This is a genomic window from Robertmurraya korlensis NBRC 107688 (genome assembly GCF_001591645.1).
GTDB lineage: Bacteria > Bacillota > Bacilli > Bacillales > Cytobacillaceae > Robertmurraya_A.
Map to the genome: position 1 here is coordinate 232,051 of NZ_BCVH01000004.1, position 26,574 is coordinate 258,624.

General features: G+C 39.6%; 26 protein-coding genes. 22 read left to right on the forward strand and 4 right to left on the reverse strand.

Annotated elements, in window-relative coordinates; genetic code table 11:
* Nucleotides 1-36: 36 nt before the first annotated feature.
* Both BKO01S_RS08890 and BKO01S_RS08895 read right to left on the reverse strand, forming a co-directional pair.
* Entirely contained in the window at nucleotides 37-984 is a 948-nt protein-coding gene (locus BKO01S_RS08890) for a nucleoside hydrolase (RefSeq protein ID WP_066051948.1), read from the reverse strand.
* A 101-nt stretch (nucleotides 985-1,085) separates the two neighbouring features.
* The gene (locus BKO01S_RS08895) at nucleotides 1,086-2,372 is read right to left on the reverse strand and encodes an ATP-binding protein (RefSeq protein WP_066051949.1); all 1,287 of its coding nucleotides are present in this window, start codon (nucleotides 2,370-2,372) and stop codon (nucleotides 1,086-1,088) included.
* A 1,131-nt stretch (nucleotides 2,373-3,503) separates the two neighbouring features.
* On the opposite strand from BKO01S_RS08895, the gene BKO01S_RS08905 reads away from it, so the two are divergent.
* The 9 genes from BKO01S_RS08905 to BKO01S_RS08945 all read left to right on the forward strand — a co-directional run bounded on the left by BKO01S_RS08905 (nucleotide 3,504) and on the right by BKO01S_RS08945 (nucleotide 15,577).
* Nucleotides 3,504-3,809 (forward strand): PTS sugar transporter subunit IIB, encoded by a 306-nt coding sequence (locus tag BKO01S_RS08905; RefSeq protein WP_066051952.1) that lies wholly within the window; start codon nucleotides 3,504-3,506, stop codon nucleotides 3,807-3,809.
* Between the two features lie 12 nt (nucleotides 3,810-3,821).
* On the forward strand, nucleotides 3,822-5,135 hold the full coding sequence (gene celB, locus BKO01S_RS08910; RefSeq protein ID WP_066051955.1) for a PTS cellobiose transporter subunit IIC: 1,314 nt from the start codon (nucleotides 3,822-3,824) through the stop codon (nucleotides 5,133-5,135).
* Between the two features lie 19 nt (nucleotides 5,136-5,154).
* Nucleotides 5,155-5,901, forward strand: a complete 747-nt coding sequence (gene chbG / locus BKO01S_RS08915; RefSeq protein ID WP_066051958.1) for a chitin disaccharide deacetylase — start codon at nucleotides 5,155-5,157, stop codon at nucleotides 5,899-5,901.
* A gap of 13 nt (nucleotides 5,902-5,914) precedes the next feature.
* Entirely contained in the window at nucleotides 5,915-6,238 is a 324-nt protein-coding gene (locus tag BKO01S_RS08920) for a PTS lactose/cellobiose transporter subunit IIA (RefSeq protein WP_066051961.1), read from the forward strand.
* On the forward strand, nucleotides 6,235-7,548 hold the full coding sequence (locus BKO01S_RS08925) for a 6-phospho-beta-glucosidase (protein WP_066051963.1): 1,314 nt from the start codon (nucleotides 6,235-6,237) through the stop codon (nucleotides 7,546-7,548). The genes BKO01S_RS08920 and BKO01S_RS08925 overlap by 4 nt, the downstream gene beginning before the upstream one ends.
* 312 nt (nucleotides 7,549-7,860) lie before the next feature.
* The gene (locus tag BKO01S_RS08930) at nucleotides 7,861-9,726 is read left to right on the forward strand and encodes a GAF domain-containing sensor histidine kinase (protein ID WP_066051966.1); all 1,866 of its coding nucleotides are present in this window, start codon (nucleotides 7,861-7,863) and stop codon (nucleotides 9,724-9,726) included.
* Complete coding sequence (locus BKO01S_RS08935; RefSeq protein ID WP_066051969.1) at nucleotides 9,701-10,342, forward strand: response regulator; 642 nt, start codon at nucleotides 9,701-9,703, stop codon at nucleotides 10,340-10,342. Before BKO01S_RS08930 ends, BKO01S_RS08935 begins: the two co-directional genes overlap by 26 nt.
* A 130-nt stretch (nucleotides 10,343-10,472) precedes the next feature.
* The gene (locus BKO01S_RS08940) at nucleotides 10,473-12,935 is read left to right on the forward strand and encodes a S8 family serine peptidase (protein ID WP_066051972.1); all 2,463 of its coding nucleotides are present in this window, start codon (nucleotides 10,473-10,475) and stop codon (nucleotides 12,933-12,935) included.
* Nucleotides 12,936-13,111: 176 nt separating this feature from the next.
* Nucleotides 13,112-15,577: a S8 family serine peptidase gene (locus tag BKO01S_RS08945; protein ID WP_066051975.1), complete on the forward strand. Its 2,466-nt coding sequence runs from the start codon at nucleotides 13,112-13,114 to the stop codon at nucleotides 15,575-15,577.
* A 40-nt stretch (nucleotides 15,578-15,617) separates the two neighbouring features.
* Here BKO01S_RS08945 and BKO01S_RS08950 read toward each other — a convergent pair whose 3' ends face one another.
* Nucleotides 15,618-16,004 carry a MazG nucleotide pyrophosphohydrolase domain-containing protein gene (locus BKO01S_RS08950; protein WP_066051978.1) on the reverse strand — a complete coding sequence of 129 codons (387 nt, stop codon included), beginning with the start codon at nucleotides 16,002-16,004 and terminating at the stop codon, nucleotides 15,618-15,620.
* A 300-nt stretch (nucleotides 16,005-16,304) separates the two neighbouring features.
* Between BKO01S_RS08950 and BKO01S_RS08955 the strand changes: the two genes are divergently transcribed.
* From BKO01S_RS08955 to BKO01S_RS09000, 11 genes are all read left to right on the forward strand, one after another.
* Nucleotides 16,305-16,844, forward strand: coding sequence for a GNAT family N-acetyltransferase (locus BKO01S_RS08955; protein ID WP_066051982.1), 540 nt, complete (start codon nucleotides 16,305-16,307; stop codon nucleotides 16,842-16,844).
* 12 nt (nucleotides 16,845-16,856) lie between these two features.
* Entirely contained in the window at nucleotides 16,857-18,113 is a 1,257-nt protein-coding gene (locus BKO01S_RS08960; protein WP_066051985.1) for a hypothetical protein, read from the forward strand.
* A 166-nt stretch (nucleotides 18,114-18,279) separates the two neighbouring features.
* Entirely contained in the window at nucleotides 18,280-18,723 is a 444-nt protein-coding gene (locus BKO01S_RS08965) for a MarR family winged helix-turn-helix transcriptional regulator (protein ID WP_066051990.1), read from the forward strand.
* On the forward strand, nucleotides 18,723-19,232 hold the full coding sequence (locus BKO01S_RS08970; protein WP_066051992.1) for a hypothetical protein: 510 nt from the start codon (nucleotides 18,723-18,725) through the stop codon (nucleotides 19,230-19,232). The genes BKO01S_RS08965 and BKO01S_RS08970 overlap by 1 nt, the downstream gene beginning before the upstream one ends.
* On the forward strand, nucleotides 19,229-19,954 hold the full coding sequence (locus tag BKO01S_RS08975) for a CPBP family intramembrane glutamic endopeptidase (protein ID WP_066051994.1): 726 nt from the start codon (nucleotides 19,229-19,231) through the stop codon (nucleotides 19,952-19,954). Before BKO01S_RS08970 ends, BKO01S_RS08975 begins: the two co-directional genes overlap by 4 nt.
* A 183-nt stretch (nucleotides 19,955-20,137) precedes the next feature.
* Nucleotides 20,138-21,268, forward strand: coding sequence for a DNA polymerase III subunit beta (gene dnaN, locus BKO01S_RS08980; RefSeq protein ID WP_066051997.1), 1,131 nt, complete (start codon nucleotides 20,138-20,140; stop codon nucleotides 21,266-21,268).
* Between the two features lie 431 nt (nucleotides 21,269-21,699).
* The gene (gene ppnP / locus BKO01S_RS08985) at nucleotides 21,700-22,017 is read left to right on the forward strand and encodes a pyrimidine/purine nucleoside phosphorylase (RefSeq protein ID WP_066052000.1); all 318 of its coding nucleotides are present in this window, start codon (nucleotides 21,700-21,702) and stop codon (nucleotides 22,015-22,017) included.
* An 85-nt stretch (nucleotides 22,018-22,102) separates the two neighbouring features.
* A complete protein-coding gene (locus BKO01S_RS23880; RefSeq protein WP_084362019.1) occupies nucleotides 22,103-22,273 on the forward strand; it encodes a CPBP family intramembrane glutamic endopeptidase in 171 nt (56 codons plus the stop codon).
* Nucleotides 22,274-22,439: 166 nt separating this feature from the next.
* Nucleotides 22,440-22,886, forward strand: coding sequence for a hypothetical protein (locus BKO01S_RS08990; protein ID WP_066052003.1), 447 nt, complete (start codon nucleotides 22,440-22,442; stop codon nucleotides 22,884-22,886).
* A 1-nt stretch (nucleotide 22,887) separates the two neighbouring features.
* Nucleotides 22,888-23,112 carry a helix-turn-helix transcriptional regulator gene (locus BKO01S_RS08995; protein ID WP_066052006.1) on the forward strand — a complete coding sequence of 75 codons (225 nt, stop codon included), beginning with the start codon at nucleotides 22,888-22,890 and terminating at the stop codon, nucleotides 23,110-23,112.
* A gap of 59 nt (nucleotides 23,113-23,171) precedes the next feature.
* Nucleotides 23,172-23,876 (forward strand): DUF4386 domain-containing protein, encoded by a 705-nt coding sequence (locus BKO01S_RS09000; RefSeq protein WP_066052009.1) that lies wholly within the window; start codon nucleotides 23,172-23,174, stop codon nucleotides 23,874-23,876.
* A gap of 122 nt (nucleotides 23,877-23,998) precedes the next feature.
* Here BKO01S_RS09000 and BKO01S_RS09005 read toward each other — a convergent pair whose 3' ends face one another.
* Complete coding sequence (locus BKO01S_RS09005) at nucleotides 23,999-24,397, reverse strand: (deoxy)nucleoside triphosphate pyrophosphohydrolase (RefSeq protein WP_066052012.1); 399 nt, start codon at nucleotides 24,395-24,397, stop codon at nucleotides 23,999-24,001.
* A gap of 248 nt (nucleotides 24,398-24,645) precedes the next feature.
* Between BKO01S_RS09005 and BKO01S_RS24330 the strand changes: the two genes are divergently transcribed.
* Nucleotides 24,646-24,822 carry a hypothetical protein gene (locus BKO01S_RS24330; RefSeq protein WP_157077339.1) on the forward strand — a complete coding sequence of 59 codons (177 nt, stop codon included), beginning with the start codon at nucleotides 24,646-24,648 and terminating at the stop codon, nucleotides 24,820-24,822.
* 211 nt (nucleotides 24,823-25,033) lie between these two features.
* Nucleotides 25,034-26,389, forward strand: a complete 1,356-nt coding sequence (gene glnA / locus BKO01S_RS09010) for a type I glutamate--ammonia ligase (RefSeq protein ID WP_066052015.1) — start codon at nucleotides 25,034-25,036, stop codon at nucleotides 26,387-26,389.
* Nucleotides 26,390-26,574: the final 185 nt, after the last annotated feature.

A 26,574-nucleotide genomic window follows, 5' to 3' on the forward strand; every position in this document is an offset into this window, starting at 1 on the left:
CGTACATCTTTCCTTCTTTTTGTGTTTATTAATGGATCATTGCAATCTCCCTGACATGACCGTAACAAAATTTTGTATAAAGGCATTGTAATTAAAAAATAAAGCAATCCTATCAAGCGTTTCTAAGGGTTCTACTTCAGGCTTTGGGCGAAAATCTGCTCTTGATGTACCTCTAGATAATTCCGAAGAGTCAACTCTCGCTCTCCGGGAAACGAATTGAAAGGACTCAGGGCTCACAATGGAGAATAAAGTGAGAACATCATGAACGGCGGCGGCCTGTAAACCAGGGATTAGTTTATTATAAGCATTGATATAGTAATCCATTATGGGCTTAAACAAGCTTGAGAACGGATTACTGTTCAGGGAAGTAATATAGTTTACTACTTGAGGTGATACTAGAGCATAATTCGTAACATTCAGCGGTAAAATCGTAATGTTCTTTCCTTTTTCTAAGACCAAATCACTTGCAATAGGGTCCCCGTAAAAATTAGCCTCCGCCGAAGCGGTCACATTTCCTGGGTGATTAAATGCTCCTCCCATGATATACATAGCGTTAACTTGATTCATAAAATCTGCCCCAGCTAAAATAAATGCCGTAGCAAGTGAGGTAGAACGACCAACATCCACAATCGTTAATTCACTCTTGTACCTATCAATTATTTCGAATACGGTAGAAAAATCCTGAACATTGGTTGTGAAGTAATCGGGTGGTCGTATCGGTCCAAGTCCTTCTGGCCCATGTATTTCGGGATAATACTGTACTAATTCTCCGGAAAAGGGTCCTTTGGCTCCGCGTATAACTGGAATATCTGGTCTTCCACCTAGTTGAAGCAAATAAGAGGCATTTTCAGCAGCCTGTGTTTCATCTACATTTCCATAACCGGTAACCAAACCCACTAGTTCAATTTCAGGATTCAATAAGGCATAGATAATGGCAACAGCATCATCAATCCCTGGATCACCAAAGAGCAAAATTTTCTTCATTTTCTTCACCTGATTCTTAAGACTTTTTATAATATATACTCTTTGTTAAATACAGGTGACTTATTTGGTTTCGTTTAGTATGTGTCTGAAAACATCTGGATTTATTTAATTGCATTCGATGTTTTACTAGGAACATAGTCTCTTAAATCGGCCATAGAAGGAAAGATAAAACGAAAGGTTGTCCCTTTACCCAGTTCACTTTGAACTCGAATGACCCCATTCATGGCTTTAACAATACTATATGCCACCATCATACCAAGGCCAGTACCCTTTGAACCTTTTGTGGAATAATAAGGTTCTCCCAATCGGTCCAATTGTTCTTTTGTCATGCCAACTCCGTGGTCAATGACTGATATCGTTACATTTTTTTCGCTAGTATCTGAAAGTATGAGTAACTGACCCCCATTAGGCATCGATTCAATTCCGTTTTTTATCACATTCAAAAAACATTGGTGAAATTTTAGTCGATCTCCGATAATATGTCCTTGCGTTTCAATTTGGGTATTTACTTTAACTGAATATTGATTCGCTGTGGGTATCAGCATTTTTATTATTAGAGTGAGTTCCTTACTAACTTCAATGGGTTCCACTTGTTCTAATGATGGTTTTGAAAAGGTTAGGTAATCTTTTATTACCTGTTCCGCTAAAATCAATTCATGTGAAATGATCTTTAAATATTCTGTATGTTTTTGAGATGTTTGTGGACCTTCTAAAAGCAATTGAACAAACCCCTTAGCTGAGGTAAGGGGATTCCGAATCTCATGGGATATGGCCGCACCCATTTGTTCCACGACTTCTAACTTACCTGATTTAATCAACTGATTTTGTAAATGGAAATTCTTTATGACAAACTCACTCGTTATGGAAATCATTGCTATTCCAAGATTAGGTACTACTAGATAAGCTATGTAGGCATCAAAAAGATTAATGTCTAAATTCATGAATCCCAAGCTGGAAAGGGTAATTATACTAATTGCAATTCCCAATAAGATGGAAATGACCACCCGACGGGATGGACGTTGGTTCCAAAACCAGGGATAAACTTTCCAAAAGAAAAAGGCTAGCGGTAAATAAAGGCCGATATTTGCAAAAAATCCAGCATCGATTCCATACAATCCTCGAATAAAAATAACCATAATTGAAAGGATGGGACCTATTCCTAAGTAAAGTCCACCAATCAATACGGGAAGCTCTCGTAAATCCATCAAAATATCTGGAACAGGATGGTATGAGAATTGGAAGCAAGTCCATAGGAGGAGAATACCCCAAAATAATGAAAACCTTTTTGATATAGAAAAGTTCCTCATCTTGGCTGACCAGACAAGTGCAAAAAACAAAATAACCATTAATAAGGAAAGATTAAAAAAGAAGTGTTTAGTGATTTCCATGGACTTCCTCCGAGTGATTCAACAATTTTATTCTATTATATATATGAGAAGTACAAAATACATTAACATTTTTAAGTAAATGTTCACATGGGGATTTATATCTTTTTAAAAATAGATAATTGAGGAGCAATTGGTTTCAATATTATAAACCTTCCTTTGTAAAATAGGTGATTGCTAACAAAAAATTTGGCATAAAAAAATCCAGCTCCCAAAGGGAAACTGGTTCATTATGTATCGCCGCCTTTGCCGTATGTGAGTGTAAGAAAGTTTTAAACCACCACTCCTCAAAGTGGGTGTCCGCAGAAACATTCCTGCCTGTCCTCCAAATCATATAGATGGAGACTTGTCATTCCTGTTCCAATGTTAAACTCCCTATTACAGCTTAAAGGTTAAAACTTACTTAAGAATACGAACAACGCAGCTTGTATTAGTATATTAATATAATAGTTGTTGTTCTGCAATGGAAATGGTTTCCTCACTTTTTTGTAGATAACTACAGCCAGGTGTTGTTTGGCTGAAAGGCTGTGATGAAAGATGTTAGGGGGGTGTTAGTGATTGAAACGTATTTCAGCATGTGATGAAAGACGTTAGGGCGTGAATAAATGATTGAAACGTTATTCATCGGGAGGATGAAAGAGGTTAGGGTGTGAATAAATGATCGAAACGTTCTTCATCAGGTAGATGAAAGAGGTTAGGGTGTGAACAAATGATTGAAACGTTCTTCATCAGGAGGATGAAAGACGTTAGGGTGTGAATAAATGATTGAAACGTACTTCATAAGGCGGATGAAAAACGTTGGAGCGGTAGTTAATGATTGAAACGTTCTTCACTGGAGCTATGAAGAACGTTTTTGCTTTAAACAAAGGTCGAAAAGAAGTCATCGTCCTCATGAAGATCATTTCAGCTTAAATTATTACGCGAAATGAAGTTCATCCACTTAATAAGAATTGTTTCACCGCATTTTCCTCATCTTCAACTACTCATCTAACAGAACTCCCCCACCTAAATAAAAATTTAGAACCATTTTTCCACTTTCAGTATGGAAAAGAAGAATATGAAAGCGTTTTCAACATAGAATGAATTACACCGAGAATCAACCAGCTAGTATCGAATTGAAAGGGAGGGGACAAAGTGAGGATTTTATTATGTTGTGCCGCGGGAATGTCTACGAGTCTATTGGTAACGAAGATGGAGAAGGCCGCGGAGGAACAAGGGGTAGAGGTGAAAATCTGGGCGGTATCCGCGGACGTGGTTCGCAATCATGTTGATGATGCAGACGTGCTGCTCGTGGGTCCGCAGGTTCGTTACATGCTGCCTCAACTGAAAAAAGTGGGCCAGGAAAAAGGGATTCCGGTGGACATGATTAATACTGTGCACTATGGAACATGTAATGGCGCCGAAGTATTGAAATTTGCAAAACAGTTAGTCACCAAATAAGGAGTGATTGGAATGAGCAAATTTACCGATGTATTGGAAAACAAGGTAATGCCAGTCGCTGGACGCATTGCCGGACAGCGTCATTTACAAGCGTTGCGTGATGGACTTATTTTAACGATGCCTCTTATTATTGTAGGTTCGATTTTCTTGATTCTCGGATTTTTGCCAATTCCAGGCTATGAAGATTTCATGGCCAAGACGTTTGGAGATGCGTGGCTTACTAAGTTACTCTATCCAGTTGCTGCGACCTTTGATATCATGGCACTGATCGCCGGATTCGGGATTGCCTACCGGTTAGCGGAAAAGTACAATGTGGAGCCTTTGTCTGCTGGAGCGATCTCTGTGTCCGCGTTCCTCCTTGCCACGCCATTTGAAGTTTCCTTTTTAGCGGAGGGCGCAACAGAAGCCGTTATGGTTGGTGGGGCGATTCCTGCTGCGTTAATGGGAAGTAAGGGATTATTCGTTGCGATGTTAATTGCGATGCTGTCTACTGAAATTTATCGATATATTATTCAGAAGAATATTGTTTTTAGATTGCCTGACGGAGTTCCGCCAGCAGTTAGTAAATCGTTTGTTGCGTTAATTCCAGGGGCGATTGTTATTTTCGTTGTTTGGATTTTACGTATATTAGTAGAAAATACCGACTTCGGGAGCTTACACAACATAGTCGGAGAACTTCTCGGTAAACCGCTCGGCGTACTCGGAGGAAGTTTGATTGGTAGTTTAGTAGCTGTGTTCCTCGTGCAGCTATTATGGTCAACTGGATTGCATGGGGCATCCATCGTTGGTGGGGTGATGGGTCCCATCTGGTTAGCGGCTACCGATGCGAACCGTCTGGCGTTCCAAAATGGGGCAGATGAGCTACCAAATATCTTCACGGCTCAGTTTTTTGACTTGTTTGTGTATATCGGAGGCTCTGGTGCCACCTTTGCTCTTGTAGTCATGATGCTACTAAGGGCACGAAGTCAGCAAATGAAGCAACTCGGACGGTTAGCGTTTGGACCGGGGCTCTTCAATATTAACGAACCGATTACGTTCGGAATGCCAATCGTAATGAACCCACTCATGATCGTGCCGTTCATTTTAGCTCCACTTTCGATTGTTATCACCACGTATATCGCGATGAGTACTGGTCTTGTAGCGAAGCCAGTCGGGATTGCTGTGCCATGGACGATGCCACCAATCATTGGAGGTTATTTAGCAACTGGTGGGAAAATCTCAGGTGCGTTATTACAGTTATTTAACTTCTGCGTCACCTTCGCGATTTATTATCCATTCTTTAGAATGTGGGATCGCCAAAAGTACGCGGAAGAGCAAGGAAAATAAAGCATTTTAGGAGGAGTCTATGACAAAGTTAGTAATTAACGCGGATGATTTCGGTTATTCAAAAGGAGTAAACCTCGGAATCATCGAAGCGTACAAACACGGAGTCGTCTCCTCAGCCACAATGATGGTCAATATGCCTGGAGCTGCGCATGCCGCAGCTCTAGCGCTTGCCCATCCAGGGTTGGGAGTCGGAATTCATCTTGTTTTGGATTGTGGATATCCTGTCCATTCAAACGTTCCATCCCTTATCAATGAAACGGGCCAATTTTACAAAATGCAAGAATTGCTAGAAAAAGCAGATCCTCGTGACATTGAAAAAGAACTCCATGCTCAAATCGAGAAATTTTTCTCATTCGGCTTAACTCCGACACACTTGGACGGGCATCATCATGTCCACGGGCAGGAAAAAATTTACCCGATGGTTCAATTACTCGCTAAGGAATACAGAATACCGATTCGTAAGGTGTCAGGGGATTCCAATCATCCAAGCAATCAATTTCTACCAACTACTCAAGCCTTCTTCTATGAATTTTATGGAAACGAATTAACTCCCACTTCTCTCATAGACTTAGTAAAGAAGTCTACTTCCTTTGATACAGCAGAAATTATGTGCCACCCGGCGTATATCGACGAAGAGGTACTGACGGGCAGCTCGTACAACGTCCAACGAGCACGAGAATTAGCTATTTTAAACGATCCTGAGGTCAAACGGGCTGTTGAAGAAAACCGCATCGAGCTTGTTACATACAAAGACGTAATCAAGTAAGAGGGGGAGAATCATGGAACAAGAACAACTGGTGTTTCAAATCATTTTACATGGGGGAAATGGCAGGAGCTCTTCAATGGAAGCAATCATTGCTGCCAAAGCAGGAGATGTAGAACGAGCTCGTGCCAAGCTTCAAGAAGCGGCAGATGAGTTACATGAAGCACATAAAATTCAAACCAATCTTATTCAAACGGAGATTCGAGAAGGTCCACAGCCAGTCTCATTATTAATGGTGCATGCACAGGACCATTTAATGAATGCGATCGTTGTAAAGGATTTAGCAACCGAATTTGTGGATTTGTATGAATCACTTGGGTTTTCACAGGAGGAAGCATGACCAAAAAACTAAAGGTAGCTACGATTGGTGGAGGGTCTAGTTATACTCCGGAATTAGTTGAGGGTTTTATTAAACGATACGACGAATTCCCCGTAAGTGAGCTTTGGTTAGTTGACATTGAAGAGGGAAAAGAAAAGCTGGAGATTGTCGGAAACCTAGCGAAACGAATGGTAAAAAAAGCAGGACTTCCGATTGATGTCCACTTAACATTGGACCGGCGGGAAGCGTTAAAAGACGCGGCCTTTGTGACGACTCAGTTTCGGGTGGGTTTGTTAGAAGCGCGCGCGAAGGATGAGCGAATTCCATTGAAGTACGGTGTTCTCGGGCAGGAAACGAATGGTCCTGGCGGGTTGTTTAAAGGATTACGGACCGTTCCAGTGATCCTAGACATTTGCCGTGACATGGAAGAGTTATGTCCAAATGCATGGCTGATCAATTTTACGAACCCAGCCGGCATGGTGACAGAAGCGGTCCTTCGTTATAGCAAGGTGAAAAAAGTCGTTGGCCTTTGTAATGTCCCAATTGGGATGGAAATGGGAATTGCCAAGTTGCTAGGTGTGGAACACTCGCGCATTCGCATTGATTTTGCGGGCTTGAACCATATGGTGTATGGCTTGGATGTGTTTGTAGATGGAGAGAGTGTGAAGGAAAAGGTGTTTACCCTTTTAACGGATCCGAACAACACTAGCTTTGTGAAAAACATCCCAGGCTACGGATGGGAGCCGGAGTTTTTGAAAGCTTTGAATGCCCTGCCATGTCCATACCATATGTATTATTACAAAACCAAAACGATGGTGGATAAAACTCTCGAAAGTGCTGAAAAGGAAGGAACACGGGCGGAGGTTGTGCAAAGACTCGAGAAAGATTTATTTGAGTTATACAAGGACGAAAACCTTGACATCAAACCACCTCAGCTCGAAAAACGTGGGGGCGCCTATTACTCCGATGCCGCCGTTCGACTCATTACTTCTATCTATAATGACAAAGGTGACATCCAACCGGTGAACACGATGAATGCCGGTGCAATCGCAAGCATTCCGTACGACTCGGCCGTGGAAGTGAGCTGCATCATTACGAAGGATGGTCCAAGACCAATTACAATGGGAGATCTTCCGGTTGCGGTTCGCGGATTAGTTCAGCAGATCAAATCCTTTGAGCGAGTTGCAGCAGAGGCAGCAGTGACCGGTAATTACTCAACCGCGCTACTTGCCATGTGCATTAACCCATTGACACCATCCGATACAGTAGCGAAACAGATTTTGGATGAAATGCTTGAGGCACATAAGGAGCATTTGCCTCAGTTTTTTTGAAGGTAATGGGCGTGTTGGATACACGCCTTTCTTGAGGAATTTAGTAGATAGGCATCACAAATAAAGGGGATAAGCAAACAAACATTCGATATAGTAGTACCAAGGTAGTATATTAGATACTCCTTTTGCTGAATAGGCAAAGGGAAAAGAGTTTGAGAAAATAGCAGAAACAAGCCGTTTATTTCGGTTTGTCCCAGTATCGGTCAGTGTGTAGCATTGGACTGGTCTGGGTTTTTTGTCATATATTCATTCCATCAGACCTTTGGTATAATTAACAGAAAATTTAAATGATTCATCGAGCGGAGGTGTACAATGACCATTTTGAAAAGAATGCAGCAAAATGAAAAGGCTTCACGCATAGCCATTATGGTGGCTTCCTTGATGGGAGGAGCTGTCTTTATACAGTATGGAATACTAAGAGTGAGTTTTATTCACGATCCTTTTATTTTTGGACTATTAACCTTATTTCTCTTTATTGTTGAGTTTTATCCGATGCCCATTTGGAGAGGATTTACATCCATTAGTTTTCCGTTAGTGTATGCGATCTTTGTTATGCAAGGGTTAGAGTTTGTTGTTGTTACCTATGCGGTAGTCGTTCTCGTTATTAATGTTATAAAAAGAAGACCATTAAGAATAGTTTTCTTTAATCCAGCTCAACTGATTATCAGTTTTGTCTTGGCGTATTACCTAGGAAGTAGCTTCTATACTCTTCTACCTGTTAACCATCTTTCTCCAATCATTCAAGGAATGATCCATATTGCCTTTATGATGACACCCTTTTACCTCATTAATAATACAATAGTAGATTTTATCTTAACAATCAGACCTCAACCTTATACATATAAAATATGGAGACAGAAGTCTTATCAAGAACTAAATAGTTTTCTAGTTTCCTTTGTTTATCTTACTTTGTTTTATATCCTAGGGAATCAAAACAGAGGTGAAATTGACGCAGTTGCTTTCTTTTTTTTCTTTTCACCGTTAGTGGCTGTCGCCTTACTTTTTTCGATAATCACCCGTCTTAGAAAAGAAAAGTTCCGGTTGAAGGCTTTATTTAATATTTCCACTGAACTGAATAAGAAAATTCCGACGGAAGATTGGATAGAAGTGTTAAACAAGCAATTACCTAACTTCATTGAAGTAGATGCCTCGAGTCTTTGGATTAAAGAAAATGATTTCTTTCGATTAAAATTTTCTACGGGTATTTTGATCGACCAAGTTGAAAGGGTAGAGGCCGCTCAAAGCGATTTAAATTATATTAGAAAGTTGACCATTTACCATGATCGAAAAAAGGAGGGTGGTCCAGCCGCTTATTTATTTGATGAAGAGGTTCGAACGTTTTTGTATGCTCCATTAATGATGGATGAAGAGGTGGTGGGGCTATTTATCTTTGGACGAAGTCGGACGAAAAGCTTTTCCGAAGAGGACTTACAGTCGGCAGCTACGATTGCGAATCAGCTTGCTGTTATTTTAAAAACCAAACAACTTATTGCTGAACAGGAAAAAGCCGTGATCTTAGAAGAACGAAATCGAATTGCTCGTGACATCCATGATGGCGTCGCACAGTCGCTCGCAGGTGCTGTGATGAAGCTTGAGACTGCTGAAAGGAAGTTTTATAAAATGCCCGATGAATCCCTCCACCTTATTCAAGATAGCAGAGAAAAGCTGCGGATTAGTCTCAAGGAGGTACGAGAATCCATTTACCAACTACGACCTTATCCAACCGAACGAGTAGGTTTAATAGCAGCCATCACTTCTAGAATCCAGTCTCTTACACTAGAACATTCATTAAATATTCAGTTGGAGACCAGAGGGGGAGAGTATCCTTTAAGCTCGATGGTTGAGAAGATTATTTTTGATACGTTTCAAGAAAGCATACAAAATGCGATTAAGCATGCCAAGGCAAGTAAAATTGAGATCCTCTTAAGCTATCAAAAGGAACATATGTTACTAAGGGTGAAGGACAATGGGGTAGGGTTTTCCTTATTTCAAGCGATGATAAAAGCAAGGAATCAACCGCATTTTGGTATTTTACATATGAACGAAGCGGCGGAAAATATTCATGCATCCCTTCAAATCGATAGCAAAGAAGGGGAAGGAACAGAGATCACACTCACCGTACCAAAAATGGGAATTGAAGGGGGAATGGTAAATGATCAAGCTTATGCTAGTCGATGATCATGCGGTACTAAGAGATGGGTTAAAAAACATTTTGGAAATGGAAGAAGGCATTGAGGTAGTAGGTGAGGCGATCTCAGGGAAGGAAGCAATTGATAAGGCGGGTATCCTTCTACCTGATGTAATATTAATGGATATTAATATTCCAGATTTAAACGGAATTGAAGTAACGAAGTGGATCAAACGAGCACAGCCTTTTATAAAAATTTTGATTCTTACAATGTATGATCATGATGAATACTTCATGTCTGCGATCAGAGAAGGTGCTGATGGATACTTACTGAAAGATGCTCCCTCACAACATGTGGTTGATGCGATTTATTCCGTCACAAAGGGGCAGTCGGTCATTCATCCATCGATGACCAAGAAGTTTTTAAGCTTCCAACAGCCATCACAGCCACAAACAGAAGCGAAGGGAGCTTTAACCGAAAGAGAGAAGGAAGTGTTGCTATGCCTCGTGCAAGGAATGAATAATAAAGAAATCGGTGAGGCTCTTTTTATTAGTGATAAGACAGTGAAAATACATGTGAGTAAGATTTTTAAAAAACTTGAGGTGAAAAGCCGTTCCCAGGTGGTCATTTATGCCGTCCAAAATCAGCTAGTTCCTTTGCCATAATACTACTTTAGGAGTATGTTAAAATAGTACTTTTGTGTAAAAAAATACAGCCAAAGAAGAATAGGACGAAAGCTCAAAACCCTTCATAATATCATTAAAAGAGTGAAAATTCAGGGAAAGAGGAGATGTTATGAAGAGGCTGATTATTTTCCTAACTGTATTACTTTTAATAGGAACAGGAACAATCACACATACTAATGGAAAGGCTTCAACTATTTCTGCCGTAGTGGATGAAAAGCTTACACAATTGTTTAATGAATCGAATGAATTACAGGAAGTGATTGTTACCTTTAAAGAGGAGGGGGAATCTCAATCATCCATTCTTCAGCTATTACAATCACATGGAATTACAATAGGTAGAGTACTAAACGAATTACCAATGGCAGGAATCCTGGCTTCTAAGTCTCAAGTAGAAAAATTGGCTTCTAATGAAAAAGTATATTCCATCTATTTGAATAGTAAGCTACAGTTTGAAAACAAGGAAGCAACCTTATTAACGGGAGTGGATAAGCTTCGTACGGATCATCAATTTCAAAAGAATAATGGAGGGTTCCCTATCACAGGAAAAGGAATTGGGGTAGTGATTAATGATAGTGGGGTTGACGCTACTCATAAGGACCTGGAACTAGGGAGCCATGTGGTTCAGAACGTTCTTGGTGCAACAAATCTCCATGCGCTAAGTGACCTACTTCCCATTACATATGTAGAGAATGTTCCGAACACGGATACAAGCTCTGGGCACGGAACGCATGTGGCAGGGATCGTTGGTGCAACAGGTGAGATGTCGGGAGGAGAATATGAAGGAGTCGCTCCAGGTGCCAAATTAATCGGTTATGGATCTGGCGCAGCCGTTGCGATGTTAGATACCATTGGGGGATTTGATTATGCTTTAACTCATCAGACTCAGTACAATATTCGTGTGATAACGAATTCATGGGGAGCCACAAGTGACTCAGGAACCGATTTTGATCCATATGACCCGATCAATGTTGCAACGAAAAAATTGTATGACCGAGGAATTGTTACCGTATTCTCTGCAGGAAATTCGGGACCGGGTGACTCTACGATTTCTGGTAATTATAAAAAAGCCCCTTGGGTGATCACTGTTGCAGCTGGAACAAAGCAAGGTCAGCTTTCTGAATTCTCTTCGCGTGGTGTAAAGGGGAAGGGTGGAAATGTCTTATTGGATGGGAAAGAGTGGAAGTGGGTAGATGAGCCAACAATTACTGCTCCTGGTCAAGATATTGTCTCAACAAGAGTCATCTCTCCAGTGGCTTCTCTTGGAATCACGGATGATGTATCCAATATTCCAGCGGCCTATTTACCATTTTATACGACCATGAGTGGAACTTCGATGGCAGCACCTCATGTCGCTGGTATTGTCACATTAATACTAGAGGCGAATCCGGAACTGTCACCAATTGAGGTAAAAGAAATTATTCAGAAAACAGCGACCAATATGCCAGGGTATGAATCCTGGGAAACGGGTGCAGGCTATGTGAACGCCTATGCAGCTGTGGATGCCGCCTATACGAGTAAAGACTATGGAACCACCTTAAATAACAATCGGACATTTCATGCAAATGCAAATGTGGTAGAAACAAAGCAGGATTTTACTATTGAGTATAGTCCAACCGCTTTAAGCACAAATCAACAAACGTTTGATATTTCCGTTGGTCAGACGGAGCTTACCGCACGTATTCAAGCAAAGGGATTACTAGAGCAAACAGGAAACCCAGTCAATCTTATTTTAACAGCACCAGATGGAACTAGGTATAGTTCCGGTATTTCTGCTTTATTTCCGTTATACACAGACCGTACAGTTCAAGTCATCAATCCAATCCCCGGGAAATGGACAGTATCGATGGAAGGATTACAAGGCTTATTATCACTTCCCGAAACAATAAATGGGGAAATTACCATTAAAGAGTTAACTGGGTTTACTGGGCTGAATGACATAAAGGGTCATCCAGCAGAAGCGGCAATCAAGCTTGCGGTTAGTGAAAGATTAGTAGATAGCAAAAGTACGAAAAACTATGAGCCGAACCAAGCATTAAAACGCAGTGAATTAGCCCAATTCCTAGTGATGGGAGTCGGAGTAAGACAGCATTTACCCACAAATCCTACGGTATCTGACGTTAAGGGATCAGATGCAGCATTCATAGAGTCTGTACTAGGAAAAGGGGCAGCATTAAAGGATCAGTCTCAAGTAACAAAAGGTGTGATGCAACCCGTATCTGCTGGTAAATTTGCGCCAAATGATGCAGTGACGAGAATGACTTTAGCCTATTCACTCGTGCAGGCACTAGGCTTAGAACAGAAAGCAGTAAGTAAAAATAGTGAAACGTTAACGGTATTGTACAACGGTGCTCGTATTCCGATTTTGGATGCTCAAACCATTCCGAATGAACTGAGAGGATATGTACAATTGGCACTCGACCTAAACATTCTAAATGCCTATTTTTCTACAGTCCAAGGGCCATATGACTTAAGTCCAACGGTGGTTGCCAAGTTTGAACCTGCAAAAACAGTAACACGTGGTGATTATGCTGTGGCGATCACTCGTTATTTTTCAAATTATCATGCTCAATAACTTTGAAGTGACTCCTACCCATGTAGGAGTTTTTTTATCTGCAACCCATCTATAACTTTAGTTTTATAAAAAGATAGTACCTTTAGCCAACTACATTATATCCTTTGCTGAATAGGAGAAGACTACGGAATCCCAGATAATAAAAAAGAAGGATAAAACAAAGGAGGTTGGCTTGTATGAAGAAAGCATGGTCTATTTTTATCTCTTTCCTATTCATCGTAGGAATCTTTTTCAGTGGAACTCCAGGCTTGAAGACTGCTGCGTCTACCAATGTGAAACTAGACATTCATTTAGCAGATGCTCTTCAGGAGGCGACTGGAAAGTTACAGGTGATCGTTACATTCGATGGAAACGGTGCCCCAACGGACACACAGCTGAACCTATTAAAGGGGTTAGGAATTACTACGGGCGTATCCATGAAGTCGCTTCCTATTGTAGGTGTTCTGGCTACAAAGGAACAAATTCAACAACTGGCTAGTAAAGAAGGGGTAAAGTCACTTTACTTAAATCGTAAACTAGAATACTTCAACTATGATGCAACCGAATTAACAGGCGTGGATAAGGCGAGAACCGATGATGCGATGAGAAAGGCAAATGGTGGCCTTCCTTTATCAGGAAAAGATATTGGTGTGGTCGTTAATGATAGTGGAGTTGATGGAACACATAAGGATCATGAGTTTGGAAAAAATTTGGTGCAGAACGTGATGGGGAGTACGAATCTAAACAGCTTAGCCCCAACCTTGTTACCAATTAGTTATGTAGAAAACGTGATTAACACAGATACGAATTCTGGTCACGGGACCCATGTAGCTGGTACGGTAGGTGGAACAGGTGCAAGCTCAGGTGGGAAGTATGAGGGAGTCGCACCAGGAGCTGACTTAATTGGTTATGGATCAGGAGCAGCACTCTTCGTCCTTGATGGAATTGGCGGATTTGATTATGCGATTACTCACCAAACTGAGTACAATATTCGTGTGATCACGAACTCTTGGGGGTCGTCCGGAGACTTTGACCCGAACGATCCAATCAATCTAGCGAGTAAGGCGGCCTATGATAGAGGAATCACGGTCTTATTTGCAGCAGGAAATGAAGGGCCTGGAGAAAATACGCATAACCCTTATGCAAAAGCTCCATGGGTCATCTCCGTGGCAGCGGGAGAAAAAGATGGAAAGCTAGCCGATTTCTCTTCCAGAGGAACAAAGGATGTTGGGGGAACGTTTGAATTGGACGGAAAAACATGGACTTGGGAGGACCGCCCAACGATCACTGCTCCTGGAGTGGATATTATCTCTACTCGTGTATTAGCACCGGTTTCTTCGCTTGGGGCGACAGCAGATGCAGAAACGATTGAACCTGCATACTTACCTTTTTATACAACAATGAGCGGGACATCCATGGCCACACCTCATGTAGCTGGTATTGTAGCACTGTTATTAGAGGCCGATCCATCCCTTTCACCAGATGAAATAAAACAGGTTTTACAGGATACAGCGACTAACATGCCTGGATACGAGACATGGGAAGTAGGTGCAGGCTATGTGAATGCCTATGCAGCTATTGATCAAGTTATGTTTGGGAATACCTATGGAAGTACGGTTAATGCCAACCAAACGTTTCATAGTTACGTGGAAGCAGACACAGAAAGACAACCATTTGAAGTCAATTATAATCCTGTCACATTGGGTTCGAACCATTATACCTTTCAAGTAGAAGAAGGAATTACTCAATTAGCGGGAAAGATTAACGGGGAAGGACTATTAAGCCAGACAGGGAACCCTATTAATCTCGTGTTAATTTCACCTGATGGAACCGAATATAGCTCCGGTGTTAGTCTTTTATTTCCTCTTTCCTATGATCGCGCAGTTTCCGTTCCCTCCCCAGTAAAGGGGGAGTGGAAAGCGGAAATTCGGGGGCTAAGGGGAGACGAAATCAACCCGGTTGGAGTGGCTTTACCAGAGATCGTGAAGGGGACATTGGCTTTTTCAAAGGTGAGTGGCTTTTCCGGGTTATCTGATATAGAAGGACACCCAGCTGCAGACGCAATTAAAATGGCTGTAAGCGAGAGACTAATAGATGGATATAAAGACGGAAGCTTTAAGCCAAATCAATATTTGGTACGACATGAGCTAGCACGTTCACTCGTGATGGGAGCGGGAGTCCGACAAAATCTATCAAGTTCAGTTAGTGATGTGACTGGTGAGAGCCTTCCGTTTGTCCAGGCAGTTGTAGGAAGAGGGGCTGCCCTCCGAGACCGTGGATTTACCAATAGTGGGGTCATGCAGGTGAATTCTATGAACCAATTTAACCCAAATGGAGAGGTCTCAAAGCTTGATTTGGCTTTTTCATTGGTGCAAGCATTAGGGTTAGAGAAAGAAGCGAAGGCTCATACAGGTGAGGTCACCGTTCTCTACAAAGAGGAACGAGTACCTGTAACCGATAGTGACAAAATCCCTGCGAATAGGAAAGGGTATGTTCAGGTAGCGCTAGACTTAAATATATTAAATACTATGTTTCAAGTAAAACAAGGTCCTTATGATCTTACACCAACGATAGAGGCGAGTTTTTCGCCACATCAAAAGGTGACAAGAGGTGATTTTGCGGTTGCTTTTAGTCGGTATTATGGAGCTTGGTTTGGTCAATAAATGATGTTAGCCACCCTTAAAATACCGGGTGGCTTCGCTTTTACCTTTCATTGTTAACTATTATATCTTTATTCTTCCTCTTACTAACCTCATCCATCTTGGTATAAAAGCTCTCTTCCAGATCAATGTCAAAATAATTCGCTATTTTACATATGTAGGCTAAGCAATCAGCCATTTCTTTTCCTATGTCTTCTTTTATGTCCTTCTTCGCTATCTTAAATGCTTCGTCCTCTTCCATTCCCTGATTCACAAGCGCATGTGTTTGATTGAACGCTTTTCGGAGTTCTTCGGCCACTTCTGATACTTCTGTGGTTAACAACATATAATTGTTAAGCAATGATGATTTGGTCAGTTGATAATTTTCTTCGTTAATCTCCCAATTCATCTCTTTTTGAAACTGTTTTGCGTAAGACTGAAGTTCCTTCATAAAAAATGACCTCTCTATATAAATTCCTTTGATATCGTTACATGGTTCCTTCGTTAATTATAATGGAATCAGAAAAAATAATCGATTCAATATACGATACAACATGTTATTTAAAGGGGACAAATGGTAAAATTTAGATAGGAGAAGAATGATAGGAGGACGCGTATGCCAGTACTCATTGCCGGTATTTTCTTCCTCCGTTGCCGTTGGTGTAATTATTGCTTTTATTCTTCCTTTTGTTTATGGATAGCTATTTCGCTGGGTGCTATGGACACAATTTGATTAAGAGGAGTGACTGTAATGACGTTATCAACGGAGAGATTAATTTTAAGAAAGCTCGGAACAACAGATGCCAAACGAATCAAAGAATTAGCTGGGGACTATGATGTGGCGAAAACTACACTGAACATTCCCCATCCTTATCCAGAGGGCTCTGCTGTTGTTTTTATTCATAGTGTACTAGAATCTGAGAACAAGGGACAACTTGCCACCTACGCGATCACAAAAAAAGAAAGCGATGATCTTATAGGAATGGTCAGTATAAAGGTAAATTCAACCTTTAACCGTGGGGAGCTTGGGTATTGGGTCGGAAAGCCTTACTGGGGACAAGGCTACGGTACCGAAGCTGCAAAAGCACTAGTTCACTTTGGTTTTGAAAAACTGAAGCTCAACCGAATCTATGCGCAGGCATTTACCACTAACCCAGGCTCTTGGAGAATCATGGAGAAAATCGGTCTCACCTATGAGGGAACCCTCAGACAGCATGTATCCCGATTTGGTGAATACTACGATTTGGCTCAATACGGACTCCTAAAAGAGGAGTATACAGCTTCACCTTAAGGAGGACTGAGGTTGGAAATACAAAATAAGAGAAAGCTAGGATATAAAAAGACTCTTTTTTTGTTGTTCGGAATAATCATTTCCACAATGGTCATGTTTTATTTTGACCAAAAAAAAGTGTATAAGGAAGAGAAGCCACCATTTCCTGTCGTTTCTTTAGGGGAACAACAGACAGAAGTGTTTTTAGGTTCTTATTCCTGGAATGACGGAGTGGTAAAAAAGGAGTTTGCAGACCTAGAAGATGTAAATTTTAAAAGTGTAGAGTACAGAGAGCAACTTCATATTGAATTTCCCGAGGGAAAGGAACCTTTATACATTGCTAGAGGCACATACGCCCCAAGCGGAAAGGTAACCTACCCAATTCCATTTCTATTCAATGAAGATTATGGTGCTTTTTTAGGAAATTATCCGAGCGTCCTGACTCTTTCATTAAAGGCTTTCTGGAAAAATGGGAAACGGGCAGAATATATCGTCCCAATAAACGTTAAAGAAAACCTCCCTGAAAAAGAGTTTCTACCTATAAATAAAGGATTTCATTCCTTGCTCAGTGTTTACCAGGGGGACTCAGACGTTCATTACGTCAATCAACAAATTTTCAATGAAAATCCTCATTTTTTAATGGAATATAAAGGTGTTAATATAGAAATGGCAAAGAACTTTTATCCGGAGCTTCAGATTGAAAACGCTCCGATGTATTTCCTTTTTGATCAAGAAAAAGAAGTGTTTCGAACGGACTCTGAAGAAGCCTTAATGCAGTATATAAAAGAAAATACATATATTAGCAGAGAGACCATCGAAGGCATCGTAACCAAAGTGGACCGGGATTTTGAGTTTGTCTTTGTAGATGACTACCCTTATTATCTTCAGGATACGTCCATTCGGGTGGGGCAAAAGGTCCAACTGGATGTGGCCAATGTGAGCAAGGAGCTACCCTATCAGCAAATCGTTGAAAAAGTCGAGGTTCTAGAGGAGTCGGATGAGATTCTTTTGAGAAAAGACTGGTTGTCAATTAAAGAAGATAAGTTCTCCCTCTTAGTCGTGGGGGATGCTGCATTTAGCAAACCATTTAAGAATCCGCAAAAAGAAGATTTAAATTTAATCGATGAAATTACCATAAAAAAGTCACTTTCATCGATCAAGCAACCTTCAATATTTCTGTTTAACAATGAAGAACTGGTGTTTCAAACGGATGACTATGACAGTCTATTAAAATATTTATTTGAGACTGAACAGCTGTTGCCTTTAAAGCAAGAACTCAGGAATCGATAATAAGAAGAATGCATTCTGAAAACTGATGCCTAATGGTCCTCAGTTTTTTTGTTGTAAACTTTTCCATTTTTATAGATTTTAGGGAGTATTTGGTATAATTTTTAAGTATACTTAATAGTTAAAATTACTAAACTATTAATCAAACTAAATATAGAAGGTGACTCCTATGGACCTAAAGGAAATGTTAATTGAGGCCAATCGATATTCCGAAGACATCAAGTTTGTTTTTATCAATGAGTATAAAAAGCTGCTCGACGAAAATGAGTTATCCCAGAAGCAATCATTGGTTTTAAGTATTTTAGATAAAAAGCAACGCATTACGATGAACGAAGTAGCTGATATCATTAACGGAACGCCAAGTGCAGCCAGTCAGTTCATTCAAAAGCTAGAGAAAAAGAAGTATGTGAAACGCGAGGTGAATAAGGACAACCGACGAGAGGTGTTTGTGTTACTCGACGAAAAGGGAGAAGTATTTTTTAACGAGATGACCGCGATTGATGAAAGGGTATTAGAGAAATATTTTCTTCAGCTTCCAGAAGAAGACATTATCAAATACCACGAAATCTTGAAAAAGCTCCACCAAATCGTTGTAAACGGAGGGGAAGCGTAATGGAGACAGCAGTTGCTAATCAGCAATTTACGTATCATAAAAAATCTGGTTACAAAGGTTTTATCATCGCGATGGTTTGTGTCTGTGTGGTAGAAACGGTGGGGGTATCATTTTTACTATATAAATGGAGCCCTATTGCTCACTGGATTCATTTGTTTTTATCAGTCTCAACTATTTTGTTTCTCATCCTTGATTTACGAGCTGTCACAAAGAACCCCATTGTTTTAGAAAATGACGAACTCACCATAAAAATAGGCATTCGACCACCCATACGGATCCAGCTTTCGAACATATCGAATATAAAAAGTGGAAAAATCAACTTTGAAAATAATCGTAAAAACAAAGATGTACTCGATCTCTCGCTACTAGGATTTGATGAACCTACTTTTGAAATCGTTTTATCCAAACCAATGACTAATAAAAGCAAAACCATTCAACGAATCTTTTTGACGGTTGATGATGAGCGTGCCTTTTATGAGTTAGTGAATCAACGGAGGAAAACAGAATGAGCATTTTCTACTGGATTATCTTTCTGTTTCTTGTCCTTTATGAACCAGTTTATGGGTACTTTGATTATCAAAAGTTTAAGAGAAAGGTCCAGAAAGACTCGAAGGAAAGAATCAAGTACTATAAAAAAGTAATGCTAGGTCTTTGGCTTCCGACCATTGCCATTTTGATGGTTACTGCACTTGGCCCACTTACTTTTCAGGAAATTGGGTTAAAGGGTATTTCAATTAACATGGAAACCTTGGGACCGTTGGTAACATATACTGCGTTTGGTTTAGTAGGAATCTATTGTATAGGTTTAATATATTACTTGGTTGGGGCAAAGGTTAGTCAAAAAATGAGAACTGAAATTGCTAGAGTGAAAAAAGAGGAGTTTGATAAGTCAGCTTTCAAGGATATCATGCCGGTATCCAAAGAGGACAAAAGGCTATGGACGTATGTGTCATGGACAGCAGGAATAACAGAAGAGGTCATCTATCGTGGTTTTCTTCTCATTGCTCTAACACAGATGTTTCCTAGCCATTCTTTATGGCTGACGATCATTTTGTCTGGTGTCATGTTTGGATTGGCTCATACGTATCAAGGATTCGTCAATGTCATCAAAACCTCACTATTCGGCTTGGTTTTCTCCATTTTATATATCGGATTAGGCTCAATCGTCCCACTGATAATTCTACACTTCCTCATCGATTATGTTGGAAAGATCGGGGATGACAAGGATTGAAAAATATGGGGAACAAACTTAACGGGGTTAATATCAAGAATTGTACTTTTAAAGAGCATTGATTCAGGTAGGATCAATGCTTATTTTTTTGAAATCAAATGTAATATAGTAAACTGCTAAAAAGGGAAATTAAGGTATTTTGACGAATTAGTACTAATCGATATTATACGAGGTGCTTACTTTATGGAATTTGTTATAAACAATGAATATTTTAATAAAGCAATTTCAGATGTTAGTAAGATTGTATCTTCTAAAACACTTTTGCCTATTTTGTCAGGAATAAAGATAGTTGCAAATCATAATAACTTAATTCTTATCGGAAGCAATGCTGATATAGTTATTGAAAAGAAAATACCTTTAATTATAGATGATAAAAAGGTGTTGGAAGTAACCGAAACAGGTAGTGTTGTTTTATCCGCTAAGTTTTTAAGTGAAATTGCAAAAAAGTTACCAACCGATATCCATTTAAAAGTAAACAAGAAACAGTTGGTTACCATCCAATCTGGCGAAACTGTGACCAAGTTAAATGGATTTCGTTCTGATGAGTATCCACTACTTCCTCAAATTACTGAAACTAATTACATTAAAATCCGCAGTGCTGAACTCATACAATTAATTAAACAAACTACATTCACAGTCTCCAAGAGTGATTCAAGACCTGTTCTTACAGGAGTTAATTTGGTATTAATTGAAAATAATCTATCTTTTATCGCTACAAATTCACACAGGTTAGCGTTAAGGAAACTAGTCATTGAGACTGATATAATGGGTTCCTTCGTTGTTCCGAGTACAAGTTTAAATGAGCTCATCAAACTTATAAATAATGAATCTTCTGACATACAAATTTATTTATCCGATAACTATATCGTGTTTCAATCAAACACTTTTTCCCTTTATTCAAGGCTAATTGAGGGCCATTTTCCTAACATTTCAGGTTTGTTACCTAAAGAAGCAAAGACGATCATCTCACTTAATACATCTCAATTATTAAAGGGGATTGAAAGAGCTTGTATTTTTGCAAGTGAATGGAGAAATAACAACGTGAATTTAGAAATCAAGGAAGGCATGGTGATAAAAATTTCTTCTAACTCAACAGAAATAGGGAGAATAGAAGCAACACAAACAATAACAATGATCGAGGGTGAAACCGATTTAAGCATTTCGTTAGATGGAAGTTTTTTGGTTGATGCCTTAAAAGAAATAAAAGAAGAGGAAGTTAAATTAAGTTTCGGTGGTTCAATGAGACCAATTTTAATTGAGCCTATCGGTAATCCCTTTTATTTACATCTTATTTCACCTGTTCGGTCATATTGATGAAGCTATAGGACATCCCGCATTAGATTGATAATAAGATTGGAGAAATGATGAAAACCTTATTTGGTTTATTTCTATTGTTAGTAGGAGGTTTATTAGTATCAACTACTGTTGAGAATTCTTTAATCGCTAATAGTATTCTAAAAATTATTGGAGTATTATGTTTTGTGGGCTTTAGTAAAACAATGCCAAAGGATAATAATTTGTATTAAATTACAGGTATTAGCTCTCTGTTAAGTCCAAAGTCATGGTCAGCCGTTATTTTTAGAAAAGGGCAAATTACAGGCAATTAAGTATAATAATCAATCATTTTTTAAATCAAAAGAGTTCGATAGATTGCCAGATCCTAGGCCCCAGATCTCACAACTTTTTGTTTCCCATTGGAAGTTTTTATGATTAAATAAGGACAGAAAAGGGAGAGGATGGAGTCCATGTCTGAATTTACAAATGTCACAATCAATTCAAAAGCCAACATTTACTTTGATGGAAAGGTAACGAGTAGAACGGTTATTTTTCCAGATGGGACCCGAAAAACGTTAGGAATCATGCTTCCAGGTGAATATGAATTTTCCACATCTCAAAAAGAGGAGATGGATATTCAAGCAGGAGTGCTTGAATATAAATTACAGGGACAGGAATGGGAGTCCATCGAAAATAATGGTGTGTTTTATGTACCTGCAAACGAAAGCTTTTTATTAAAAGTTCATTCGGTTGTAGATTATTGTTGTTCTTATCTATCTGAGAAGTAACTGTTTATTATTAGAACCTTCTATCTTTGAGGATGCATCCATTCATTTCTCTTTATCTTTTGATGATTATCAGAATACTTTTCTAATGGCAGGTCTCGCTGATGAAATTGTTTTTAGGGGAGTCATACTACAAGAGCTGAATAAGAGATTGAATTTTTGGAAGGCAAATGTAATTACGGCGTTCTTATTATTTAATACAAAAAGATCGAAAGCTTTCGTTATGAATACGGGGTATCTTCTAGCATCCCTATTTTAGTACGATTTTTTGAATCTTAATTAAATACTTGGACCGGACACTGTCTAACTGGGCAGTGTCTGGTCTTTTTTTGGTAAAATATTCTTGACGTAATGTATAGTTTATTATACATTGTGTATATAAGGTTTTACATTATGTAAAAGTAAATATACAAGGGAGGTTAATTATGACGTATCAAGAAAAGAAAAGCATCGTATCGTTGATTAGTGCTATTCTCATCTTTGGGTTTTATTGTTTGTATATGTACCCTCAGTATCCTGGAGGAGGGCTAGAGTCTCCCGAAGCCTTTCGTTTTTGGGGTAGCTTCGTCCTCATCTTGACTGTTGTATCAATCGTCGCGCACATCGTAATTAGCATTATATTTAACATCGTCTTTAGAATGACAACCAGAGAAAAGGAACCAAATTTCGCGGATGAATTGGATAAGTTAATCGACCTGAAAGCGTTCCGAAACTCGTTTTTTGTGTTTGTCGTCGGCTTTCTTCTTGCCATGGGATCACTGATCATCTACCAGCCGTTGCATGTAATGTTCATGATCTTGATCATTTCCGGCTTTATTTCCGATGTGACCGGGTCGGCTACGAAACTTTATCACTATCGGAGAGGAGTCTAAAATGAGTAAAAATCTTGTCGGCAATCACATTCGAAAATTACGATTCAATCATAATGAAATGACCCAGCAGCAATTAGCTGACAAGGTGGGCGTAACAAGACAAACCATCGTGGCTCTCGAAAAGGGAAACTACTCCCCATCTCTTGAACTCGCTTTTCGCATTGCTCACGCCTTTCACTTACCGTTGGAAGAAGTATTCTTTTATGGAGATGACCCAACACAGTAAGTTTTAAAATTGTTTTTGCTTTACCGTTTGTCAATTTATTAACAGAAGGGGATAAATAAATGAAGTCAAACAAAAAAGCAGCCAAAATAGTGGGTGTACTGTTTATTCTTGCAGCCGTATCGGCGGTAGCGGGCGTAATTTTATACGATCCAATTCTTAACGGTTCGGATTACTTGATGAATGGCTCTAAACATGCCAACCAAATCATATTGGGAGCGCTAATGGAATTAATTCTTGTCGTTTCTGCGATTGGTACAGCAACAACGATGTTTCCTATATTAAGAAGATATAACGAAACAATCGCTCTATGGCATGTTTGTTTTCGGTTTCTTGAAGCGATTGTTATAACGATTGGTGTCATCAGTGTGCTGTCCCTTCTGACCTTAAGTCAGGAATTTGTTGCAGCTGGAGCCTCAGATGCAGCATCATTTCATACGTCAGGCACCGTATTAAAAGCCATCCATGAATGGACATTTATGCTCGGCCCCAATTTCATGCTTGGTATCAATACGATGATGTACAGTTATATATTTTATAAAACCAAGCTCGTACCGAGGTTTATTCCTATCTTAGGTATGACAGGGGCAACTCTTGTGTTTGTTTGTGCTTTGCTAGTCATGTTTGGGGTCATTGAACAAGTGTCTGTTTGGGGTGGGATGTTGGCACTGCCAGTAGCAGCAAATGAAATGATTTTAGCCGTATGGCTCATTGTGAAAGGATTCAATTCCTCTACGCTTGCTGCCTTGTTTTCAAAAAAGGAATAGGTGAATTAAAGCAAACCTAGTGCGTTTCGAACGTTGAGAATCTTCACTTTCTATGTACGGGTATCAATTAAAGCTTTGATTAGCTGGGGAAGAGTGATCTGCTCTTTCCCAACCTATCACTTCTACGTCCATTCCTTCGTTAACAGCTCCACCGCAGGAATATCAGCAGGTGCCCAAACTAGGGAAAACAAAAGGTCACGTTTTAGCCAAAGAAGCTTCGAATGTTCACTCGGCATCGGGGTCCCATCAACCAAACGACACTTAATCGCGATCAATTGAATGATAAACGTTTCGTACTCATGAATATGCTCGTTATGTAGTTCATCGGGTTCAATGAGACAGCCTAGTTCTTCGTGAACCTCTCGCTTGATGGCTGAATGCAAATCCTCGTTCTCTTCAACCTTTCCACCAGGAAACTCCCACATATTTGGCATCGTCATCGTTGGTGAGCGGAGGGCACATAAAATCTCTTCCTGTTCGTTTTCAATAATAGCAGCCACGACTTTGATTTGTTTCTTCATGTTTACCTCCACGAAAGTTGCTTCTTACTCCATATTATCACGTTCTTTTTCCCATTCAAAACATGCAAAAGCAGTCTAGTTCATGATATATGAACCATGCAAGAAAACGATTTCAGGAGTATAATAGAAGGAGAGAGTATACTATCTATGCAGACGAAAAAAGATGTAGTTTTACAAGCCTAGACCTCATACACATAGTAGTATCTAATTCGTTGAAAACCAATAATGATTGAATGGGAGTGAGGTCCATGAAAAAGAGTGAATATTTATTCTTCTGCCAGCATTGTGGAGTACCTCAAAGAATTCCGGAATTTGCGTTAAAGACATATCTGTGTGATGAAAAGGTGAAGCAGTATTACTGTAACAATTGCAGTCGAGAAAATAAGATCCCAGAACACGTGAAAAAATTGAAATCTGAGCTCTAGGTAGGGCAAGGATTCCACATATGGCTAGATAAATACCATGTAAATGCTTACATGGTATTTTTTATTGTCTTAGGTTTTTAAAGTAGAATAGTGCAAAGAAAAAAAGTTATCAAAAAATTTAAAAAAGAAGTTGTCGAAATATGAAACATCTATTATAATACATTTTAATGAATGTCATATAATATAACATAATGATGGGGGATTATCTAACATGACTAAAACTCTAGTAGAATTAGAAACATCAACTTTGGATCAAATTAAAGAAACGATAAAAGAAAAAAGTGTAGAACTATTGCACTTACAATTCGTTGATATTGAAGGAATCTTAAAGCATGTAACAGTTACAGTAGAGCAATTAGAGGATGTAGTAGAAGGGAAAATGATGTTTGACGGATCTTCTGTTAAAGGGTTCTCCCCTATTAATAAGTCGGACCTTTACTTACAACCAGATTTAACAACATTTGCTGTACTTCCTTGGTCAGTTGAAGAGGGGTATGCGGAAGCTAGATTTTTATGCTCTGTAAAAAACCCAGACGGAACACCATTTGATGGAGATACAAGAAATGTTTTAAAGAGAACGGTTGAGCGTGCTGCTGAAAGCGGATATACGATTTCAGTGGGACCTGAACTAGAGTTTTTCTTATTCAAAACAGATGAAAATGGCTACGCAACTCAAGAACTAAGTGATAAAGCTGGCTATTTCGAGCCATCTCCACACGATCTTGGAGAACGCGTTCGTTTAGAGATCTACCGTGCTTTAAAGGCAATGGGCTTTACAATTGAAGCTTCTCACCATGAGGTTGCAGAAGGACAGCATGAAATTAACTTCAAGTATGCAGATGCGTTAACAGCAGCAGATTTGTCTACTACATATAAATGGGTAGTAAAGACCGTTGCTCAGAAATTTGGATTACATGCAACATTCATGCCTAAGCCAGCATTCGGAATCAACGGCTCGGGGATGCACGTGAATATGTCATTCTTTGAAGGAAGCGAAAATGCCTTCTTTGATCCATCTGATGAGTTACAATTATCTAAGAAAGCATATCATTTCATTGCAGGAGTACTTGAAAACGTAAAGAGCTTTGCAGCTGTAACAAATCCGCTAGTAAACTCTTACAAGCGTCTAGTACCAGGGTATGAAGCACCTTGTTACCTTGCTTGGTCTGCATCTAACCGTTCAGCGCTTATCCGTATTCCAGCAAAGAAAGGTCTTGCGACTCGTGTAGAATTACGTTGTCCAGATCCATCGGCAAATCCGTACTTAACGTTTGCTGTAATTGCTGCAGCAGGGTTAGACGGAATTGAAAAACAACTAGAAGCACCGGCTCCAATTAACGAAGACATCTTCCATATGACAGATGAGAGAAGAGCTCTTTTAGGAATTGAAAATCTTCCTGGAAGCTTAAAAGAAGCTGTTGTTGAATTAGAAGCGAGCAATTTTGGCGCGAAAGCATTAGGAGAGCACGTATATGGAGAATATGTAGCAATGAAAAAAGCAGAATGGGATAGTTACCGCATCTCTGTTCACGCTTGGGAAATTGAAAACTATCACTCTAAATTCTAATAAATCAAGTAAAAAGTAGGATGGGACCTTAATGGTTCCATCCTTTTATTATGGAAAAGAAAACCCTAGGCTAGGCCTAGGGTTCAGGAAAGCTTTCAGCGTGGTATTAAAAAAACTCTTCCGTGGTGCTTAAATATCTTTGGTTCGCCAACCAGGATATCAGCATACGGAGGAGTTTTTATGTA

Bases quoted from the DNA above. Each gene is read 5' to 3' on its own strand.
- BKO01S_RS08940 (WP_066051972.1), top strand. From the start codon at position 10,473: ATGAAGAGGCTGATTATTTTCCTAACTGTATTACTTTTAATAGGAACA.
- BKO01S_RS08975 (WP_066051994.1), top strand. From the start codon at position 19,229: ATGAGCATTTTCTACTGGATTATCTTTCTGTTTCTTGTCCTTTATGAA.
- BKO01S_RS09000 (WP_066052009.1), top strand. From the start codon at position 23,172: ATGAAGTCAAACAAAAAAGCAGCCAAAATAGTGGGTGTACTGTTTATT.
- dnaN (WP_066051997.1), top strand. From the start codon at position 20,138: ATGGAATTTGTTATAAACAATGAATATTTTAATAAAGCAATTTCAGAT.
- BKO01S_RS08955 (WP_066051982.1), top strand. From the start codon at position 16,305: ATGACGTTATCAACGGAGAGATTAATTTTAAGAAAGCTCGGAACAACA.
- BKO01S_RS08890 (WP_066051948.1), bottom strand. From the start codon at position 984: ATGAAGAAAATTTTGCTCTTTGGTGATCCAGGGATTGATGATGCTGTT.
- BKO01S_RS08935 (WP_066051969.1), top strand. From the start codon at position 9,701: ATGATCAAGCTTATGCTAGTCGATGATCATGCGGTACTAAGAGATGGG.
- BKO01S_RS08995 (WP_066052006.1), top strand. From the start codon at position 22,888: ATGAGTAAAAATCTTGTCGGCAATCACATTCGAAAATTACGATTCAAT.
- chbG (WP_066051958.1), top strand. From the start codon at position 5,155: ATGACAAAGTTAGTAATTAACGCGGATGATTTCGGTTATTCAAAAGGA.
- BKO01S_RS08965 (WP_066051990.1), top strand. From the start codon at position 18,280: ATGGACCTAAAGGAAATGTTAATTGAGGCCAATCGATATTCCGAAGAC.
- BKO01S_RS24330 (WP_157077339.1), top strand. From the start codon at position 24,646: ATGAAAAAGAGTGAATATTTATTCTTCTGCCAGCATTGTGGAGTACCT.
- BKO01S_RS08895 (WP_066051949.1), bottom strand. From the start codon at position 2,372: ATGGAAATCACTAAACACTTCTTTTTTAATCTTTCCTTATTAATGGTT.
- celB (WP_066051955.1), top strand. From the start codon at position 3,822: ATGAGCAAATTTACCGATGTATTGGAAAACAAGGTAATGCCAGTCGCT.
- BKO01S_RS08925 (WP_066051963.1), top strand. From the start codon at position 6,235: ATGACCAAAAAACTAAAGGTAGCTACGATTGGTGGAGGGTCTAGTTAT.
- BKO01S_RS08920 (WP_066051961.1), top strand. From the start codon at position 5,915: ATGGAACAAGAACAACTGGTGTTTCAAATCATTTTACATGGGGGAAAT.
- BKO01S_RS08945 (WP_066051975.1), top strand. From the start codon at position 13,112: ATGAAGAAAGCATGGTCTATTTTTATCTCTTTCCTATTCATCGTAGGA.
- BKO01S_RS08950 (WP_066051978.1), bottom strand. From the start codon at position 16,004: ATGAAGGAACTTCAGTCTTACGCAAAACAGTTTCAAAAAGAGATGAAT.
- BKO01S_RS08930 (WP_066051966.1), top strand. From the start codon at position 7,861: ATGACCATTTTGAAAAGAATGCAGCAAAATGAAAAGGCTTCACGCATA.
- glnA (WP_066052015.1), top strand. From the start codon at position 25,034: ATGACTAAAACTCTAGTAGAATTAGAAACATCAACTTTGGATCAAATT.
- BKO01S_RS08990 (WP_066052003.1), top strand. From the start codon at position 22,440: ATGACGTATCAAGAAAAGAAAAGCATCGTATCGTTGATTAGTGCTATT.
- BKO01S_RS23880 (WP_084362019.1), top strand. From the start codon at position 22,103: ATGGCAGGTCTCGCTGATGAAATTGTTTTTAGGGGAGTCATACTACAA.
- BKO01S_RS09005 (WP_066052012.1), bottom strand. From the start codon at position 24,397: ATGAAGAAACAAATCAAAGTCGTGGCTGCTATTATTGAAAACGAACAG.
- ppnP (WP_066052000.1), top strand. From the start codon at position 21,700: ATGTCTGAATTTACAAATGTCACAATCAATTCAAAAGCCAACATTTAC.
- BKO01S_RS08970 (WP_066051992.1), top strand. From the start codon at position 18,723: ATGGAGACAGCAGTTGCTAATCAGCAATTTACGTATCATAAAAAATCT.